18 protein-coding genes are annotated in these 15398 nt (G+C 66.6%); 8 read left to right on the forward strand and 10 right to left on the reverse strand.

The features are described from left to right. Positions 1-6 precede the first annotated feature (6 nt). The 6 genes from PARHAE_RS04650 to PARHAE_RS04675 form a co-directional block, all read right to left on the reverse strand. Positions 7-1011, reverse strand: coding sequence for a 4-hydroxyproline epimerase (locus tag PARHAE_RS04650; protein ID WP_126153441.1), 1005 nt, complete (start codon positions 1009-1011; stop codon positions 7-9). 7 nt (positions 1012-1018) lie between these two features. Further along, on the reverse strand, positions 1019-2236 hold the full coding sequence (locus PARHAE_RS04655; RefSeq protein WP_126153442.1) for an NAD(P)/FAD-dependent oxidoreductase: 1218 nt from the start codon (positions 2234-2236) through the stop codon (positions 1019-1021). Between the two features lies 1 nt (position 2237). Next, a complete protein-coding gene (locus PARHAE_RS04660; RefSeq protein WP_126153443.1) occupies positions 2238-2960 on the reverse strand; it encodes an amino acid ABC transporter ATP-binding protein in 723 nt (240 codons plus the stop codon). Then, positions 2953-3606 (reverse strand): amino acid ABC transporter permease, encoded by a 654-nt coding sequence (locus PARHAE_RS04665; protein ID WP_126153444.1) that lies wholly within the window; start codon positions 3604-3606, stop codon positions 2953-2955. Before PARHAE_RS04665 ends, PARHAE_RS04660 begins: the two co-directional genes overlap by 8 nt. Positions 3607-3620: 14 nt before the next feature. After that, entirely contained in the window at positions 3621-4286 is a 666-nt protein-coding gene (locus PARHAE_RS04670) for an amino acid ABC transporter permease (RefSeq protein ID WP_126153445.1), read from the reverse strand. 61 nt (positions 4287-4347) lie between these two features. Continuing rightward, positions 4348-5157 (reverse strand): ABC transporter substrate-binding protein, encoded by an 810-nt coding sequence (locus PARHAE_RS04675; protein ID WP_126153446.1) that lies wholly within the window; start codon positions 5155-5157, stop codon positions 4348-4350. Between the two features lie 242 nt (positions 5158-5399). Here PARHAE_RS04675 and PARHAE_RS04680 point away from each other — a divergent pair, with 242 nt between their 5' ends. Further along, the gene (locus tag PARHAE_RS04680; protein WP_126153447.1) at positions 5400-6428 is read left to right on the forward strand and encodes an Ldh family oxidoreductase; all 1029 of its coding nucleotides are present in this window, start codon (positions 5400-5402) and stop codon (positions 6426-6428) included. 36 nt (positions 6429-6464) lie between these two features. Here the strand turns inward: PARHAE_RS04680 and PARHAE_RS04685 are convergent, their stop codons facing one another. After that, entirely contained in the window at positions 6465-7427 is a 963-nt protein-coding gene (locus PARHAE_RS04685; RefSeq protein WP_126153448.1) for a dihydrodipicolinate synthase family protein, read from the reverse strand. Between the two features lie 96 nt (positions 7428-7523). Then, positions 7524-8222 (reverse strand): GntR family transcriptional regulator, encoded by a 699-nt coding sequence (locus PARHAE_RS04690; protein WP_126153449.1) that lies wholly within the window; start codon positions 8220-8222, stop codon positions 7524-7526. Between the two features lie 228 nt (positions 8223-8450). Between PARHAE_RS04690 and PARHAE_RS04695 the strand changes: the two genes are divergently transcribed. Further along, the gene (locus PARHAE_RS04695; RefSeq protein ID WP_126153450.1) at positions 8451-8651 is read left to right on the forward strand and encodes a hypothetical protein; all 201 of its coding nucleotides are present in this window, start codon (positions 8451-8453) and stop codon (positions 8649-8651) included. Between the two features lie 78 nt (positions 8652-8729). Here the strand turns inward: PARHAE_RS04695 and PARHAE_RS20990 are convergent, their stop codons facing one another. Both PARHAE_RS20990 and PARHAE_RS04700 read right to left on the reverse strand, forming a co-directional pair. Next, positions 8730-8888: a hypothetical protein gene (locus PARHAE_RS20990; RefSeq protein WP_164555142.1), complete on the reverse strand. Its 159-nt coding sequence runs from the start codon at positions 8886-8888 to the stop codon at positions 8730-8732. Positions 8889-8897: 9 nt separating this feature from the next. Then, positions 8898-9161: a hypothetical protein gene (locus PARHAE_RS04700; protein WP_126153451.1), complete on the reverse strand. Its 264-nt coding sequence runs from the start codon at positions 9159-9161 to the stop codon at positions 8898-8900. A 108-nt stretch (positions 9162-9269) separates the two neighbouring features. On the opposite strand from PARHAE_RS04700, the gene PARHAE_RS04705 reads away from it, so the two are divergent. The 6 genes from PARHAE_RS04705 (at position 9270) to PARHAE_RS04730 (ending at position 15385) form a co-directional block, all read left to right on the forward strand. Next, the gene (locus PARHAE_RS04705; RefSeq protein ID WP_164555143.1) at positions 9270-10181 is read left to right on the forward strand and encodes a phosphatase PAP2 family protein; all 912 of its coding nucleotides are present in this window, start codon (positions 9270-9272) and stop codon (positions 10179-10181) included. A 108-nt stretch (positions 10182-10289) separates the two neighbouring features. Beyond that, the gene (locus PARHAE_RS04710; RefSeq protein ID WP_126153453.1) at positions 10290-10814 is read left to right on the forward strand and encodes a 2Fe-2S iron-sulfur cluster-binding protein; all 525 of its coding nucleotides are present in this window, start codon (positions 10290-10292) and stop codon (positions 10812-10814) included. Then, positions 10811-11779, forward strand: coding sequence for an FAD binding domain-containing protein (locus PARHAE_RS04715; protein WP_126153454.1), 969 nt, complete (start codon positions 10811-10813; stop codon positions 11777-11779). Before PARHAE_RS04710 ends, PARHAE_RS04715 begins: the two co-directional genes overlap by 4 nt. Next, complete coding sequence (locus PARHAE_RS04720; RefSeq protein ID WP_126153455.1) at positions 11776-13947, forward strand: xanthine dehydrogenase family protein molybdopterin-binding subunit; 2172 nt, start codon at positions 11776-11778, stop codon at positions 13945-13947. Before PARHAE_RS04715 ends, PARHAE_RS04720 begins: the two co-directional genes overlap by 4 nt. 35 nt (positions 13948-13982) lie before the next feature. Then, on the forward strand, positions 13983-14870 hold the full coding sequence (locus tag PARHAE_RS04725) for an XdhC family protein (protein ID WP_164555144.1): 888 nt from the start codon (positions 13983-13985) through the stop codon (positions 14868-14870). Continuing rightward, complete coding sequence (locus PARHAE_RS04730; protein ID WP_164555145.1) at positions 14867-15385, forward strand: nucleotidyltransferase family protein; 519 nt, start codon at positions 14867-14869, stop codon at positions 15383-15385. The genes PARHAE_RS04725 and PARHAE_RS04730 overlap by 4 nt, the downstream gene beginning before the upstream one ends. Positions 15386-15398: the final 13 nt, after the last annotated feature.

Genomic DNA, 15398 nt, shown 5'->3' on the forward strand with positions numbered 1-15398 from the left:
GTTTCCTTACTTGACGACAAAGCCATGGGCGAAGGGATCGCGTTCGGCGTCGATGAAGATCGTGTTCAGCCCGGTCTGGCGCGCCCATCCGGCGATGGACGGGATGATCGCAGGGCGCCCCACCACGGTGGTCGCGGCCTCGACCCGGCCCTTGAAGATGGAACCGATGATCGATTCGTGGTGGAATTCGTCACCCACAGCCAGCTTGCCCTTGGCCGCAAGCTGGGCCATCCGGGCCGAGGTGCCGGTGCCGCAGGGGCTGCGGTCGATGGCCTTGTCGCCATAGAAGACCGCGTTGCGGGCATGGGCGCCGGGGACCGTGGGGGCGCCGGTCCACTGGATATGGCTCAGCCCGTTGATCGCCGGGTGTTCGGGATGGACGAATTCGTATTTCGCATTCAGCGCCGCGCGCAGCTTCGGCGACCAGCCGATCAGCTCGCCCGCCGTATGGTCGGCCATGTCGCGGAAATTCTTCTGCGGCTCGACGATGGCATAGAAGTTGCCGCCATAGGCCACGTCCACGACGATCTCGCCCAGGCCCTCGACCTGCGCCGTCAGCCCCTCGGCGTAAAGGAAGCCGGGGACGTTTGTCAGGCGCACTTCCTCGACAAAGCGGCCCTCTTGCCGGTATTCGATGTCGACCTTGCCCGCCGGGGTCTCGATGGACAGGCGACCGGGGGTGCGGGGCGTGATAAGGCCGTTCTCGATCCCCATGGTGATGGTGCCGATGGTGCCGTGGCCGCACATCGGCAGGCAGCCCGAGGTCTCGATATACAGCACCGCCACGTCACAATCGGGGCGCGTGGGGGGATAGAGGATGGACCCCGACATCATGTCGTGGCCGCGCGGCTCGAACATCAGGCCGGTGCGGATCCAGTCGAAGTCGCGCAGGAAATGCGCCCGCTTTTCCAGCATGTCGGCGCCTTCCAGACGCGGCGCGCCGCCCGCGACAAGGCGGACCGGGTTGCCGCAGGTATGGCCGTCGATGCAGGGGAAGATGTATTGGGTCATGGCTTTCTCAGAAACGAGCCGGGGAAAAGGGCGCGAGGTCGATGGCGGGCGTGGCCCCGGCCACGAGGTCGGCGACGATCCGGGCAGTACCCGCCGATTGCGTCAGGCCCAGATGGCCGTGGCCGAAGGCGCAGGTGACGTTCGGATGGCCGGGCAGCGGGCCGAGGGCGGGCAGGCTGTCGGGCAAGGACGGCCGGAACCCCATCCATTGCGTGCCGCCCGTGGTGCGCAGGCCGGGCAGGAAGGCCGCCGCCTTGTCCAGCATCGCCTGCGATCGCTTGAAGTTCGGGGGCAGGTCCAGCCCGCCCAGTTCCACCGCGCCGCCGACCCGGATGCCCGAGGACAGTTTCGAGACGACAAAGCCATGCCCGCCGAAGGTCACCTGCGTGCGCAGGTCGAAGGCGTCGCCCGGCAGGGTGGTGTTATAGCCGCGCTCGGTCTCAAGCGGGATCTGAACGCCCAGAGTCCGCGCCAGCCGGTGAGAATGCGCCCCCGCCGCCAGCACAACCCGGCCCGTCAGCGGCCCCGAAGCCGTGACGACGCCAGTATCGGTCAGGCCCGTCGCCTCGGCGATGGTGATGGTGCCGCCATCGGCGCGGAAACGGTCGGCCAGGGCCAGAACGTAATCGCGGGGATCGGCGATGGAATACCAGCCGGGGGTAAAGGTGCCGTGCGTGAAGCGCGGCGACAGGCCCGGCTGGATCTGCGCCATCTCGTCCGGGGTCATGTGCCGGAAGTCGATGCCGTGATCGGCGCGGGCCTGCCAGCCAGGCAGGGATGCGTTGAATTCGGCCTGGCTTTCATAGACCTGAAGGTTGCCTTCCTTGCGCAGCATGGGGGCGGTGCCGGTGGCCGCCAGGAAGGGCTCCAGTTCCGTCTTGGACAGGTCCATCAGCGCGGTCTGCGCGGCGGTCGAGGCGGCGACGTTCGCCACGGAACAGGCCCGCCAGAAACGCCACATCCAGGGCGCGATCCGCAGCGCATAGGCGGGCGGCACCGACAGCGGCCCCAGCGGATCCAGCAGCCATTTCGGCGCTTTCTTCATGATGCCGGGCGAGGCCAGCGGCAGGATGTCGGTGAAGGCAAAGGCCCCGGCATTGCCCGCCGATGCCCCCGCCGCCGGGCCTTCGCGGTCCAGCACGGTCACGGACAGTCCCCGCGCCCGAAGCGCCAAGGCCGACGACAGGCCGACGACGCCCGCGCCGATGACGATCACTTCCGCCATGTCAGTGTGTCGCCGACAGAAACTTCTGCAACTCGGTGTCTTTGGGGTTCCCGAACAACTGTTCCGGCGGGGCGATTTCCGCCATCACGCCCTTGTGGAAAAAGGCCACGCGGTCCGACACCTCGCGCGCGAATTTCATCTCGTGGGTGACGCAGATCATCGTCATGCCTTCGCCCGCCAGCATCCGCAGCGTGTCCAGAACCTCGCCCACCAATTGCGGATCAAGCGCCGAAGTCACCTCGTCGAACAGCATGTAGTCGGGCGACATGGCCAGGGCGCGGGCGATCGCCATGCGCTGCTGCTGGCCCCCCGACAGCCGGCCGGGATAGACCTTCAGCTTGTCGCCCAGGCCCACATGGTTCAACTGCTTGACCGCCTCGGCCTCGGCCTCGGCCCTGGACCGCTTCAGCACCTTGCGTTGCGCCAGCGTCACGTTTTCCAGCACCGTCAGATGCGGGAAGGCGTTGAACTGCTGGAAGACGATCCCGATCTTGCGCCGCAGCTTGTTCAGGTCGGTGCCCTTGGCGTGAACCTCGGTCCCGTCGACCAGGATGCGGCCGGAGTCGATGGGTTCAAGCCCGTTGATGCAGGTCAAGAGCGTGGACTTGCCCGAACCGGACCCGCCGATGATGGTCACCACCTCGCCCTTCTGGACGGTCAGGTCGATGCCCTTCAGGACTTCCAGCGATCCGAAGGATTTGCGGACGTTTTCGATCTCAATCATTGGACCACCGTTTTTCCAGATAGCCGCCGAACCGGGCCAGCGGGAACGAGATGACAAAGTAGAAGGCACCGCAGATCAGCAGCAGCAGCAGCGGTTCCTGCAAGCGGGTGATGAGGATCTGGGTGGATTTCAGCAGCTCGGTGACCTGCACGACATAGACCAGGGCCGAATCCTTCATCACGCCCAGCGCAAGCCCGATCCACGACGGCAGCGCGACGCGCGTGGCCAGCGGCAGCACGATCTCGCGCATGTCCTGCCCCCAGGTCATGCCCAGCGACCGTGCGGCGCGCCGCGTGGTCGCGGGCACCGCCTCGATGCCGCCGCGCACGATTTCCGAACAGAAGGCGGCGGTGTACATCGACAGCACGATGCAGGCGACGGTAAAGCCCGAGATGCGGATTTGCAGGATCGTGCCGATGAAGGCATTGGCCAGCACAAGCTGGATCAGCAGCGGGATCGAGCGGAAGATGTCCAGCACGAAGGTCAGAGGCGCGGCCCAGATGGCCCCCACCTGATAGCGGAAGACCCCGAAGAGGATGCCCAGGATCGTGCCCGCAAGCACCGAGATAAGGGTGACGATGATGGTTACGCCGGCGCCTTTGGCAAGAAAGACGAAATCGGCGGCGGTCAGTGCGGTATCGAACATGACGGCGCCCACCCTCAATACCGGAACAGGCGGGAAGCGACCAGCCGCGCCCCCAGCGTGATCACCTTGGTGATCAGATAGAAGATCACGGCGGCGACGGCGAACAGTTCGAACGTGCGGAAGGTCAGCGCGTTCAGATCCTGCGTCACCCCGTAAAGATCACTGTTCATCCCCACGGTCACCCCAAGCGATGTCATCAGGATCGCCCAGACCATCTGGTTCGTCATCGGCAGGAAGGAAATGCGCAGCATCTGCGGCAGCACGATATAGCGGAACGCCCCCGCAGCGCCGAAGCCCAGCGACCGGCCTGCGCGGGTCTGGGTGTCGGGAATGGCCTTCAGGGCACCGCGGAAGTTTTCGGTCAGGTAGCCCGCGTTGTTGAAGGTGATCCCCAGCAGGATCGAGGCGAAGGGCGACAGGTGGATGCCGAAGCTGCCCAGCCCGAAATGCGCCATGTAGATCTGGAACAGCGCGGGCGTGTTGCGGGCGATCTCGACCCAGGTCTTGGCAATGGCGGACAGCGCCCGGTTGCCCGACAGCCGGAACATGGTCAGCACGACCGCCAGCAGGATTCCGATCGCCATCGACAGGATGGCGATCTGCATGGTGACGATCGCGCCATCAAGCATCTGGGGAAGCCGCGCAAGCGCCTGCTTCCATTGGAACGTGTAATTGAACATGGTACCCGCCCGTATCGGAACGCATCAGGGCGGTGCAATGACCGCACCGCCCTGTCTGGTTTCAGCGATAAACGCCGGGAATGGCCAGGTTGGCCGGTTCGCCTTCGCCGACCCATTTCTTGTACAGTTCGGCATAGCGGCCGGTGCGGACCTGCTGGTTCACGAACAGATTCAGATAGTTGATCAGGCCGTATTCGTTGCGCATCGTGAACAGCGCGACATAATCGGGCACCATCGGCGCCTTGTCGACGACCCGGATGCCGGGGAAGTTGCCGGATTTCACGTTGGCATTGGCGACCTCGACCGTCGAGACGGTGGCGTCAAGCTGGCCCTGGCTCAGCGCCAGGAACACGTCGGCCTGGGTCTGATAGGGGCGGAAGCTGCCCTCGCCCCATTCGTTGACCTGCTTTTCCAGCCAGATCGCCTCATAGGTGCCCGCCGTCGCGCCGACGGTCTTGCCCTTCATGTCCTCCCACGTCGTCATCTCGACCTTGTCATTGGCGACCACGGCGTTCTCGAAGGCGTAATAGGGGATCGACATGCCGACGGTCTTGGCCCGTTCCAGCGTGTCCGAGGTCGAGGCGACGCCCACATCCACCCGGCCCGACATCAACGCGGGGATGCGTTCGGGGAAGGGGGTTTCGACGATTTCCGCCGTGACACCCAGGGCGGCGGCCAGGTCGTTGCAGTAATCCACGTCGAAGCCGATGGGGTTGTTGGATTCGTCGCGCATTCCCATCGGCGGGAAGTCCAGCACCACCGCGCAGCGCAGCGTCCCCGAGGCGATGATGTCGTCCAGCTTGTCCGCAAAGGCGGGGGCGGTCATCGCGCAGGCGGCCATCAGGCCGGCGGCCAGTTTTGTCTTGATCATGGTCTTCTCCTGTCGGTTGATCTTTCGCCGGTCTTTTGACCGATTCCTTTCCGCCACTATTCTTGCATTTTGGTTCCAAGGCAAAATAAAAATACAAGTTGTATACGTTCGGGATTATATGTCGCGGGAGGCCGTTCTGACGCAGGATCCTGTCGCGAAGGGCGGGTCCGGCACCCAGTTGTATCGCTGCATATTTATTGTATACATGAAATTATCCGCAGATCACCTGAAAAGGACGGCAGATGGCCCAGGCTTTGACATTCGACGACCTGCAACGGCGCGTGGAACAGGTCTTCGCGCGCGCAGGCCTTGCCCCTCATCAAGGCGCATCGCTGGCCCGCGTGATCGCGGCGGGCGAGCGGGACGGCTGCAAGTCGCATGGCATCTATCGGATCGAGGGCGTGCTGCGGACCCTCAAGGCCGGAAAGGTCAGCGGCACCGCCCTGCCCCGCCTGCTGCCCACGGACGGCGCCATCGTCCGGGTCGATGCGGCGGGCGGGTTTTCCAATGCCGCCTTTGACCTGGGCCTGCCCCATCTTGCGGATCGCGCACGCGATCTGGGTCTTGCCGCGCTTGTCATCAACGACTGCACGCATTTCGCGGCCCTTTGGCCCGAAGTCGAGGCCCTGACGGGGCAGGGCCTGGCCGGTCTGGTGATGTGCCCCAGCTACGCCACGGTGGCGCCCGCCGGGGGCAACCGGCCGTTGCTGGGCACCAACCCCCTGGCCTTTGGCTGGCCCCGGCCGGGGCGCGATCCCTATGTCTTCGACTTTGCAACCTCGGTCGCCGCGCGGGGCGAGATCGAACTGCACCGCCGCGCCGGAAAGTCCCTGCCCGAAGGCTGGGCCATCGACGCGGACGGTCAGCCCACCACCGATCCCGACGCGGCCCTGGGCGGCGCGATGCTGCCCTTCGGCGGGCACAAGGGGTCGGCCATCAGCACCATGATCGAATTGCTGGCGGGTGTGATGATCGGCGACCTGACCAGCCCCGAGGTGCTGGATTTCCTGGGAACCACGACGCTGGCGCCATTCCACGGCGAGTTGATCCTGGCCCTGTCGCCCGAAAAATTCGCCGCCGGCCGGTCGGGCGATCCCTTCGCGCGCGCCGAGCAGCTGTTCGAGGCGATCCAGGGCCAGGGCGCGCGCCTGCCGTCGCAGCGCCGCTATGCCGCCCGCGCCAAGGCCATGGCCCAGGGCGTCGCGCTGACCCCGGCCGAGACGGCGCAGTTGGACCGCTTCCTGGCGCTTGGCCTGGATGCGGTCGCCTGAACGAACAAGCCCCCCGGTTTCGGGGGCTTGGCCGGATCAGGGCTTGCAGGTCTGGACGGCGCCGGGAAGCTTGCTCCATTCCCCGTACCAGGTCTTGAACTGGGCCAGCTGGCGTTCGGCCCAGCCCTTCTGGCTGGGCGTCAGCTCGTCCGTCTCGTTGAAATGCAGCGCGTATTCGGCGTCGCCTTGCAGCACCATCATGTGCTTGTAATACAGGACCAGATCCGTGCCCTCGTCCCAGGACGACAGGACCTCCAGCGCCTCGCCCATTTCCTGCGCGCGGGTCCGGGCGTCCAGATCGCCCTCTGCCGCGGCCTTGGCAAGCGCCACGAAATGCAGGATTTCGCGCGGGATCACGTTGCCGATGCCGGTGATGGTGCCGGTGGCGCCGCATTTGACATAGCCGTGATAGACGCCGGTATCGACGCCCGCCATCAGGATCACGCCGTCATCGGCACTGGTGATGTGTTCGGCGGCATAGGTCATCGCCTTGGCGCCGCCGAATTCCTTGAAACCCAGCAGGTTCGGATGTTCGGCCCGAAGGGCGAAGAACAGGTCGGCCTTTGTCTCGAACCCGTAATAGGGGCTGTTATAGATCACCGCCGGAAGGTCGGGCGCCGCCGACAGGATCGCCTTGAAATGGTGGCGCTGCGCCACGGGCGACAGTCCGCGCGACAGCACCCGCGGGATCACCATCAGCCCCGCCGCGCCGACCTTCTGCGCGTGCGCCGCATGGGCCACGGCCGATTTCGAATTGACCGCGCCGGTCCCGACGATCACCGGGATGCCCGCGCCGACCAGCCGTTCCACCCCCTCCATCCGCTGCGCGTCGGTCAGCAGCGGCCAGTCGCCCATGGACCCGCAATAGACCACCGCCGACATGCCCGCCGCGATCAGTTCCTGCGCCTTGCGGACAAGCGCGTCGTAATCGGGGCTGCGATCGGCGGCGCAGGGGGTCATCAGGGCGGGAATGACGCCGGTGAAAATCTGGGTGTTCATCGCGAGGATCCTTGTGGAACGGCATGGCATTGCGGATTCGATGCCCCGCATTTTAGTCCATGCATTTTATTTGTCGACAAGATTCCGGCGGCTGAGTCACAAAGCGACGGTCTGTCGTTCGTCGCGTGCCAGGAAATGCTGGATCTGGCGGATGATCTGGTCGGCATGGGTCTTGGCCAGCTGGTCGCACAGATCCACGTCGCGGACCTTGATGGCGTCGATGATGGCCTCGTGTTCGCCGACGATCTCGGGCGGCAGGCGGTCGTTGAAGGACTGGTAATACAGCCGCAGCAGGCGCCGGCCTTCGTCCAGGATGCGCAGGAACAGGCTGGTGTAATAGGGATTGCGGCCGGCCTCGGCGATGGCGGCGTGGAAATCCCGGTTCGACGCGATCATTCCCAGGGCGTCCTGGGCAGAGACGGCGGCGTCGAAACGCGCCTGGTGTTCGCGGATCGCCTCGAGGTCGGCGGGCTGGTGATAGGTCGCGGCCAGCCGCGTGGTGACGCGATACATCAGCGTCATGGCGTCGAAAAAGGTGTGCAGGTTCAGGAAGTCGATATTGGCGACCATGGTCGAGCGGTTGGGCAGCGTTTCAACCAGCCCTTCGCCCGACAGCCGCACCAGGGCCTCGCGGATCGGGGTGCGGGACATGCCGAAGCGTTCGGCAAGCTGCACCTCGTCGATGGGACTGCCGGGCAGAAGGACCAGATCCAGGATCTCGTCGCGAAGCTGGTCATAGACCAGCTTGACCCCGGATCCGCGCTTGCGTTCTGGAAAGCCGCCGGCTTCTGTCATCAATCCGGTCTCCGATGCGCGAGGGGAGTTGTCGACAGTATAAATACACTCGGTGCATTTCCAGATCAATCGCGATGGCGGCCGTTATCCCATCCCCTTCGCCATCGCCCTGTTGCGGTCGATGTCGTCATGGGTGGCGATCAGGGCGCGCATCTTCTCCGCGTTGCAATCGGGAACGGACGCGCCCCGCTGGGGGTTGACCCCTGCACCCTTGGAAAGGAGCAGACCATGGCAGACAAATTCGATCCCAAGGCGGAAAACGAAAAATACGCCATCAAGCAGGCGGCGCAACAGGCCAAGATAGGCCATGCGGATTTGAACCCCAAGCAGATCCATCCGTCTCATGAACCGAATGCGGGCGGCCAGAACCGCGAGGCGGGCGACCGCAAGGCCCGGCAGAACGACCGCGCCACGAACGGCGGCGAATAAGCCTTGCTGGCCTTTCGAGCCTTCAGACAGCCAGTCCGGGCAGGGTCGGTCGCCTGACCGCGCTGCCCGGATGTCGTTCTATCGGCCCTGATCCTTGTCCTGCTTTTCTTTCCGGTCCTCGCGCCGGTCCGAGGCCTTCAGATCCGGGCGCGGGTCGAAATCGGGATCGGCATTGGTCGTGTCGACCTTCTTCTCGATGATCCGCTGTTGCTGGTCGTGGGTCTTCTTGCCGACCATGACGGCCTCCTATGTGCTGGGGGGTTTGCGGCGGTCTTGCGCTTCATGCGCATCGTCGCCTTGGCGGTTCGCCACGTGATCGTGATGCTGTTCGGTTTCGACATGCCGGGAATCCAGGCCCCGCTGGTCCGAATGGCGGGATTTGTCGCGGTTCGACAGAACCTCGTTTTCCGACAGTTCGTCCGAGTCGGCCGGGGACATGCCGCCGCTGCCGTCGCCCTTTCCCTGGTCCTGCTGGCCCGCGCCGAATTTCTTGCTGCTTGCATTGGCCATCGCGGATCCTCCTGTTCGTCACTGATGGTCGCAGAGGAAAACCGGGACGCGCGGCGATTTGTTCCGCACCCGGCGGGAACCGCCCCCCAGGCGCGCCGTTACCAAGCCATGTCACAACGCCCCCATCCCGCCGCCCATCCCGCACCCCAGACCGAAGGGTTGGAGCGGATGGATGTCGAGGCCGCCGCCCTGGCCGCCCGTCATCGCCACCACCCCCTGGTCAAGACCCTTGGCGCGGCCAGCGAACTGGCCGACCAGATCCCGCTGGGCACAGTCTGCGGCGCGGTGATCGCGGGCGGGCTGGCCGCCGGGCGCCCCGATGTGGCCCGGACCGGGTTGCGGATGATGGTGGCGCATGTGCTGGCCAATGCCGTCAAGCGGCAGATCAAGAACCGCCTGCGCCGCATCCGCCCCGAAGAGGTCGTGAAGGACCGCGACTATACCTTCGAGCCGGGAGAGACGCAGGGCGGGCACGACACCTCGTTCCCGTCGGGCCATACGGCGGGCGCGGTGGCGGTGGCGGCCATCGTGGCCCGCGACATGCCGCCCCTGGCACTGCCCGCCTGGGCCGCCGCGGCGCTGATGTCGGGCGTGCAGATCCCGCGCGCCAGGCATTACCCGGCGGATGTCGCGGCCGGTGCGGCGGTTGGCCTGACGGCCGCGCGGCTGGTCGATCTGCTGTTGCCCCCGAACCCCCCATCGCAGGAGAATCCCATGTCGGACAGTGCCACCAAGACCATCGTCGCCCTTTTCCAGACGCGCGAGGCCGCGGATTACGCCATCGAACATCTGGTCCAGCAGCACGGGTTGAACCGCGCCGACATCTTTGCCGAGGCGCAGGGCGACGACAACACGGCAGGCACCCGCCCGTCCGGCGGCGATGCCGCCAAGGGCGATACCCCGTCCGATCCGGCCCTGCGCGGCGGCATCAGGCTGTCGGCCGATGTGGCGGCGGACAAGGCGGATCTGGTCCGAAACGCTTTCGAGGAAATGGGCGGCCAGGACATCGCCGCCCGTTAGGACGCTCTCTCTGCCTGCCGGAAGTTGCGGACGCATGGAACGTCCGGCCCGGCTGGCGGTTGAGACCCTGCCACCAGCCAGCAATCCATGCCAGCCTCCGGGGGATTCATGCAGATCACACTTCACCTGAACGGCGCGACCCATGACCTTGACGTGGACGCGCGCACCACGCTTCTGGATGCGCTGCGCCATCACCTGGGGCTGACCGGCACCAAGAAGGGCTGCGACCACGGCCAATGCGGCGCCTGCACGGTGCTGATCGACGGCCGCCGGGTCAATTCCTGCCTGACCCTGGCCTGCATGGCCGAAGACGCGCAGATCACCACCATCGAGGGCCTTGGCAGCCCCGACCGCCTGTCCCCGCTGCAACAGCAGTTCCTGGACCATGACGGTTTCCAATGCGGCTATTGCACGCCGGGCCAGATCTGCTCGGCGACCGGAATGCTTGAGGAGATCGCGGCGGGTTGGCCCAGCCACGCCTCGGCCAGTCTGGAGGGGCCGTTCGCGCTGTCCCACGCGGAAATCGCCGAACGGATGAGCGGCAATCTGTGCCGCTGCGCCGCCTATACCCATATCGTCGCGGCCATCCGCCAGGCGGCCGGCGCGGACGACCGGCACGAGGACGCGGCATGAGGGAATTCACCTATCTTCGCGCGGCGTCCCTGGCCGATCTGCCCGCAAGCGCCACGATCATCGCGGGCGGCACCAACCTGCTGGATCTGATGAAGCACGAGGTGATGGCACCCGATGCCTTGGTCGACATCACCCGCCTGGATCTGAACCGGGTCGAATCCGAGGACGACGGTCTGCGCATCGGCGCGCTTGTCAGAAACAGCGACCTGGCCGCGCACCCGGTCATCCGGCGCGATTATCCGGTGCTGTCGCGTGCGCTGCTGGCAGGCGCCAGCGGACAGTTGCGCAACATGGCCACGACCGGCGGCAACCTCATGCAGCGCACCCGCTGCCCGTATTTCTATGACCGCCGCATGGCCTGCAACAAGCGCGACCCCGGCGCGGGCTGCGCGGCCATCGGCGGGGTGACGCGCAACCACGCGATCCTTGGCGCGTCGGACCACTGCATCGCCACCTATCCGGGCGACATGGCGGTGGCCCTGCGCGCCCTGGATGCGGTGGTGAATATCGACGGCCCCGCCCCCCGGCAGGTGCCGCTGGCCGATTTCCACCTGCTGCCCGACGATACCCCCGAGATCGAAACCGTGCTGCGGCCGGGCGAGATCATCACCGGCGTCACCCTGCCCGCCCCGGTCGGCGGTCAGCACCGCTATCGCAAGGTGCGCGACCGCGCATCCTATGCCTTTGCCCTGGTCTCGGTCGCGGCGGTGGTCGGCATGGAGGATGGCCGGATCTCGCAGGCTGCGCTGGCCTTCGGCGGGGTGGCCGCGAAGCCCTGGCGCGACCCGGAAGTCGAAGCGGTGCTGGCGGGCCAGGAACCCTCGGACGCGCTGTTCGCCGAAGCGGCAGAGATCCTGCTGCGCCCGGCGAAAGCCTGGGGCGAGAACCAGTTCAAGATCCCCCTGTTGCGGCGCAGCCTGATCGCCACCTTGCGCGACGCGACCGGAATGGAGGCCAAGCCATGACACGGCACTTGCGGGTCGATGGCCCGAACCATGACGACCGGCTGGACCATATGGCCCAAGGCGTGCTGGGCCAGCCCCTCAACCGGCTGGAGGGGCCGCTGAAGGTCACCGGCCGCGCGACCTATGCCGCCGAGGCGCGGCCCCGCAACATGGCCTATGGGGTTCTGGTCCAGGCCGAGATTCCAGCGGGCAAGGTGCTGGAGATCGGCGACGCGCCCGGCGCCCTGGCGGTGATCCAGGACAAGCGGATGATCCATTACGCCGCCCAGGGTCAGGCCGAAAAGGCGCCCCCCTCGGGCCCGGAACGGGTCGAATACATGGGCCAGGCCATCGCCCTGGTCGTGGCCGAGACCTTCGAAGCCGCGCGCCATGCCGCCCAGAACATCGCCATCCGCTATGCCCCGGAAACCGTGCCGGTCATCCCCGAATCGGTGACGCCCGAACTGCCGCCGAAGAAGCAGTCGGCCACGGGCGATCTGGATCAGGCGATGCGCGACGCCGCCGTGACGGTCGATCAGGTCTGGCATACACCGTCGCAGATGTCGGCGGCCATGGAACCCCATGCCGCCATCGCCGAATGGGACGGGGGGCATGTCACCGTCCGGGCCGGGCTGCAAATGCTGTCGTCGAACCGCAAGCAGATGGCGGACGCCTTGGGCATCCGCGAAAGCAAGGTGCGGCTGCTGGCACCCTATGTCGGCGGCGGTTTCGGATCCAAGCTGGGGATCAATGCCGAGGCGGTGGCGGCCGCCATCGCCGCACGAGAGCTGAACCGGCCGGTGATGGTGGCGATGACCCGCCAGCAGGTCTTCGACCTGGCGCATCGCCGGTCGGAAACCCGCCAGCGGGTCCGGCTGGCTTGCGATGCAAACGGGGTGCTGTCGGGCATCGGCCATGACGTCCTGGTGTCGAACCTGCCGGGCAGCGAATTCTCCGAACCCGTGACCCAGGCCACGCCCTTCACCTATCAGGCGGCGCATCGCCAGATCGTCCATGCCGTCTCCCGGATCCATCGCGGCTGCGCCGGATCCGTGCGCGCGCCGGGCGAGGCGGTCGGCGTCACCGTCTTCGAATGCGCCATGGACGAACTGGCCGAGGCCGCCGGGATCGACCCGGTGGAACTGCGTCTGCGCAACATCCCCGATGCCGAGCCGGTGACGGATCGTCCCTTTTCCAGCCACAAGCTGGCCGAGGCGCTGCGCGATGGCGCCGAACGCTTCGGCTGGTCGGCCCGCAAACCCTCCGGGCAGCGCATCGAGGGGGAATGGTTCATCGGCATGGGCATGGCGGCGGCGGTGCGCGTGAACATGCTGGTCGAATCCCGCGCGCGCGTCACCCTGCACCAGGACGGCCGGGCCATCGTCGAGACCGACATGACCGATATCGGCACGGGCACCTATACGATCCTGGGGCAGCTTGCCGCCGAAATGCTGGGCCTTCCCGCTGACCGGGTCGAGGTCCGGCTGGGCGACACCGACTTTCCGCCCGCCGCAGGGTCGGGCGGATCCTTCGGCGCGGCCTCCAGCGGCAATTCCGTCTATCTCGCCTGCGAGGAAATCCGCAGCCAGATCGCCAGGACGATGCGTTGCGACGAAACCGACCTGACGCTGCACGACGGCATGGCCCGCGCCGGGAATGTGTCGCGGCCGCTGTCGGAGCTGATCGACGGCCAGATCACCGCCGAAGGGCATTTGCAGCCCGGCAAGACGGAAAAGACCCACCGTCAGGCGACCTGGGGCAGCCATTGGGCCGAGGTTGCCGTGAACCGCTGGACCGGAGAGGTCCGCGTCCGCCGGATGATGGGCGTCTTTGCTTGCGGACGGGTGCTGAACGAAAAGACCGCCCGGTCGCAATGCCTGGGCGGCATGAGCTTCGGCATCGGCATCGCCCTGACCGAGGCGATGGAACACGACCCCCGCGACGGGCATGTTGTCAGCCGCGACCTGGCGGAATACCATATCCCCTGCCATGCCGATGTCCCGGAGCTTGAGGTGCATTTCCTGCCCGAACGCGATGCCTATGTCGGCCCGCTGCAAGCCAAGGGTCTGGGCGAACTGGGCATTTGCGGCGCGGGCGCGGCGGTGCTGAACGCTATCCACAACGCCTGCGGGGTGCGCGTCCGGCAGCTTCCGGCGACGCCGGACAAGATCATCGCCGGATTGGACTGATGCAGGCCGGGGCCTTTCCCGCCCCGTCGGGGGACATGCCCGACGATCCGCTGGGGGCGGCCTTGGCCTGCGACAATCCGGTCCTGGCGATCATCACCGGCATCACCGGCCCGTCCTATCGCCCCTTGGGCGAGATGATGGCTTTTTGCGGGGATCGGCAGGTCGGAACGCTCAGTTCCGGCTGCATCGAAACGGATCTGGCGCGCCATGCCCGGATGGCCTTGGCGGATGGGCCTGTTCGCTTGCGCTATGGGGAAGGCTCGCCCTGGTTCGACCTGCGCCTGCCCTGCGGCGGCGGGCTGGACGTGACCCTGATTCCCCGCCCCTGCCCGGCCCTGCTGGCCGAGATCGCGGCGGCGCGGGCGGCGCGCCAGCATGTCGCGCTTTGCGTCACCCCGGACCTGCGCCTGAACCGCTGCGATCCGGGGCCGACCGGCGCGACGCCGGAAGGGTTCCGCATCGCGCTGCCGCCCCCGCCCCGCTTTCTGATCTTCGGCCAAGGTCCCGAAGCCGCCGTCTTCGCGGATCTGGTGCGGGCGGCTGGCTATCCTCATCTGGTCCTCGCGCCCGACCGCGAAGCCTTGTCGCGGGCCGAGGCGCGGGGGTCGCCGATCCGTCTGTTGCCCTGGCCCGCCCTGCCAGCCGATCTGAACATCGACGACCGCAGCGCCGTGGTCCTGTTCTTCCACGACCACGACTGGGAACCGCCGATCCTGGCCCGCGCCCTGGAATCGCCCGCCTTCTATATCGGCGCTCAGGGGTCGCGTCGCGCGCGCGATACGCGCCTGGAAAGCCTGCGCCAACTGGGCGTAACGAAGGGCCTGGACCGCCTGCACGGCCCGATCGGCCTGATCGAATCAGCCCGCGATCCGCGCGTCCTGGCCGTCTCGGTCCTGGCCGAAGTTCTGGAACGGGCGTCGTGACCACGATCGTCCTGCTGGCGGCCGGCGCGTCCCGGCGGTTCGGGTCCACCTGCAAGCTACAAGCGCCTTATTGGGGCAAACCTCTGATCCGTCATGCAGCCCAGGCAATCCTGGCGACTGGATTGCCCGCCCTGGCCGTGACTGCCGACCCCGCGGTGGAAAACCTGCTGCCCGAATTCCGAATCGTCCGCAGCATCGGACCGCAATCGCAGTCCCTGCGCGCCGGACTGGGGGCGGTGGACGATGACCGCGCCTTGGTGGTGCTGGGTGATATGCCGCATGTCAATGCGGCGTTGCTGCTGCGTCTCGCCGCCGCACCCGCCCCAGCCGCGGCAAGCGACGGCGACCGCATCACCCCGCCCGCAAGTCTGCCACGATCCATGTTCGCGGACATCGCGCGGTTATCGGGTGACCAAGGCGCGGGGGCGGTACTGCGGACGCGACCGGACCTGCACCGCGTCCATGTCGATACCTGGCTGCTTCGCGATGTCGATAGACCAGATGATTTATATTAGATAACAATAGGTT

Origin of the sequence: Paracoccus haematequi (assembly GCF_900631945.1) — a bacterium.
In the GTDB taxonomy this organism is placed as follows: domain Bacteria; phylum Pseudomonadota; class Alphaproteobacteria; order Rhodobacterales; family Rhodobacteraceae; genus Paracoccus; species Paracoccus haematequi_A.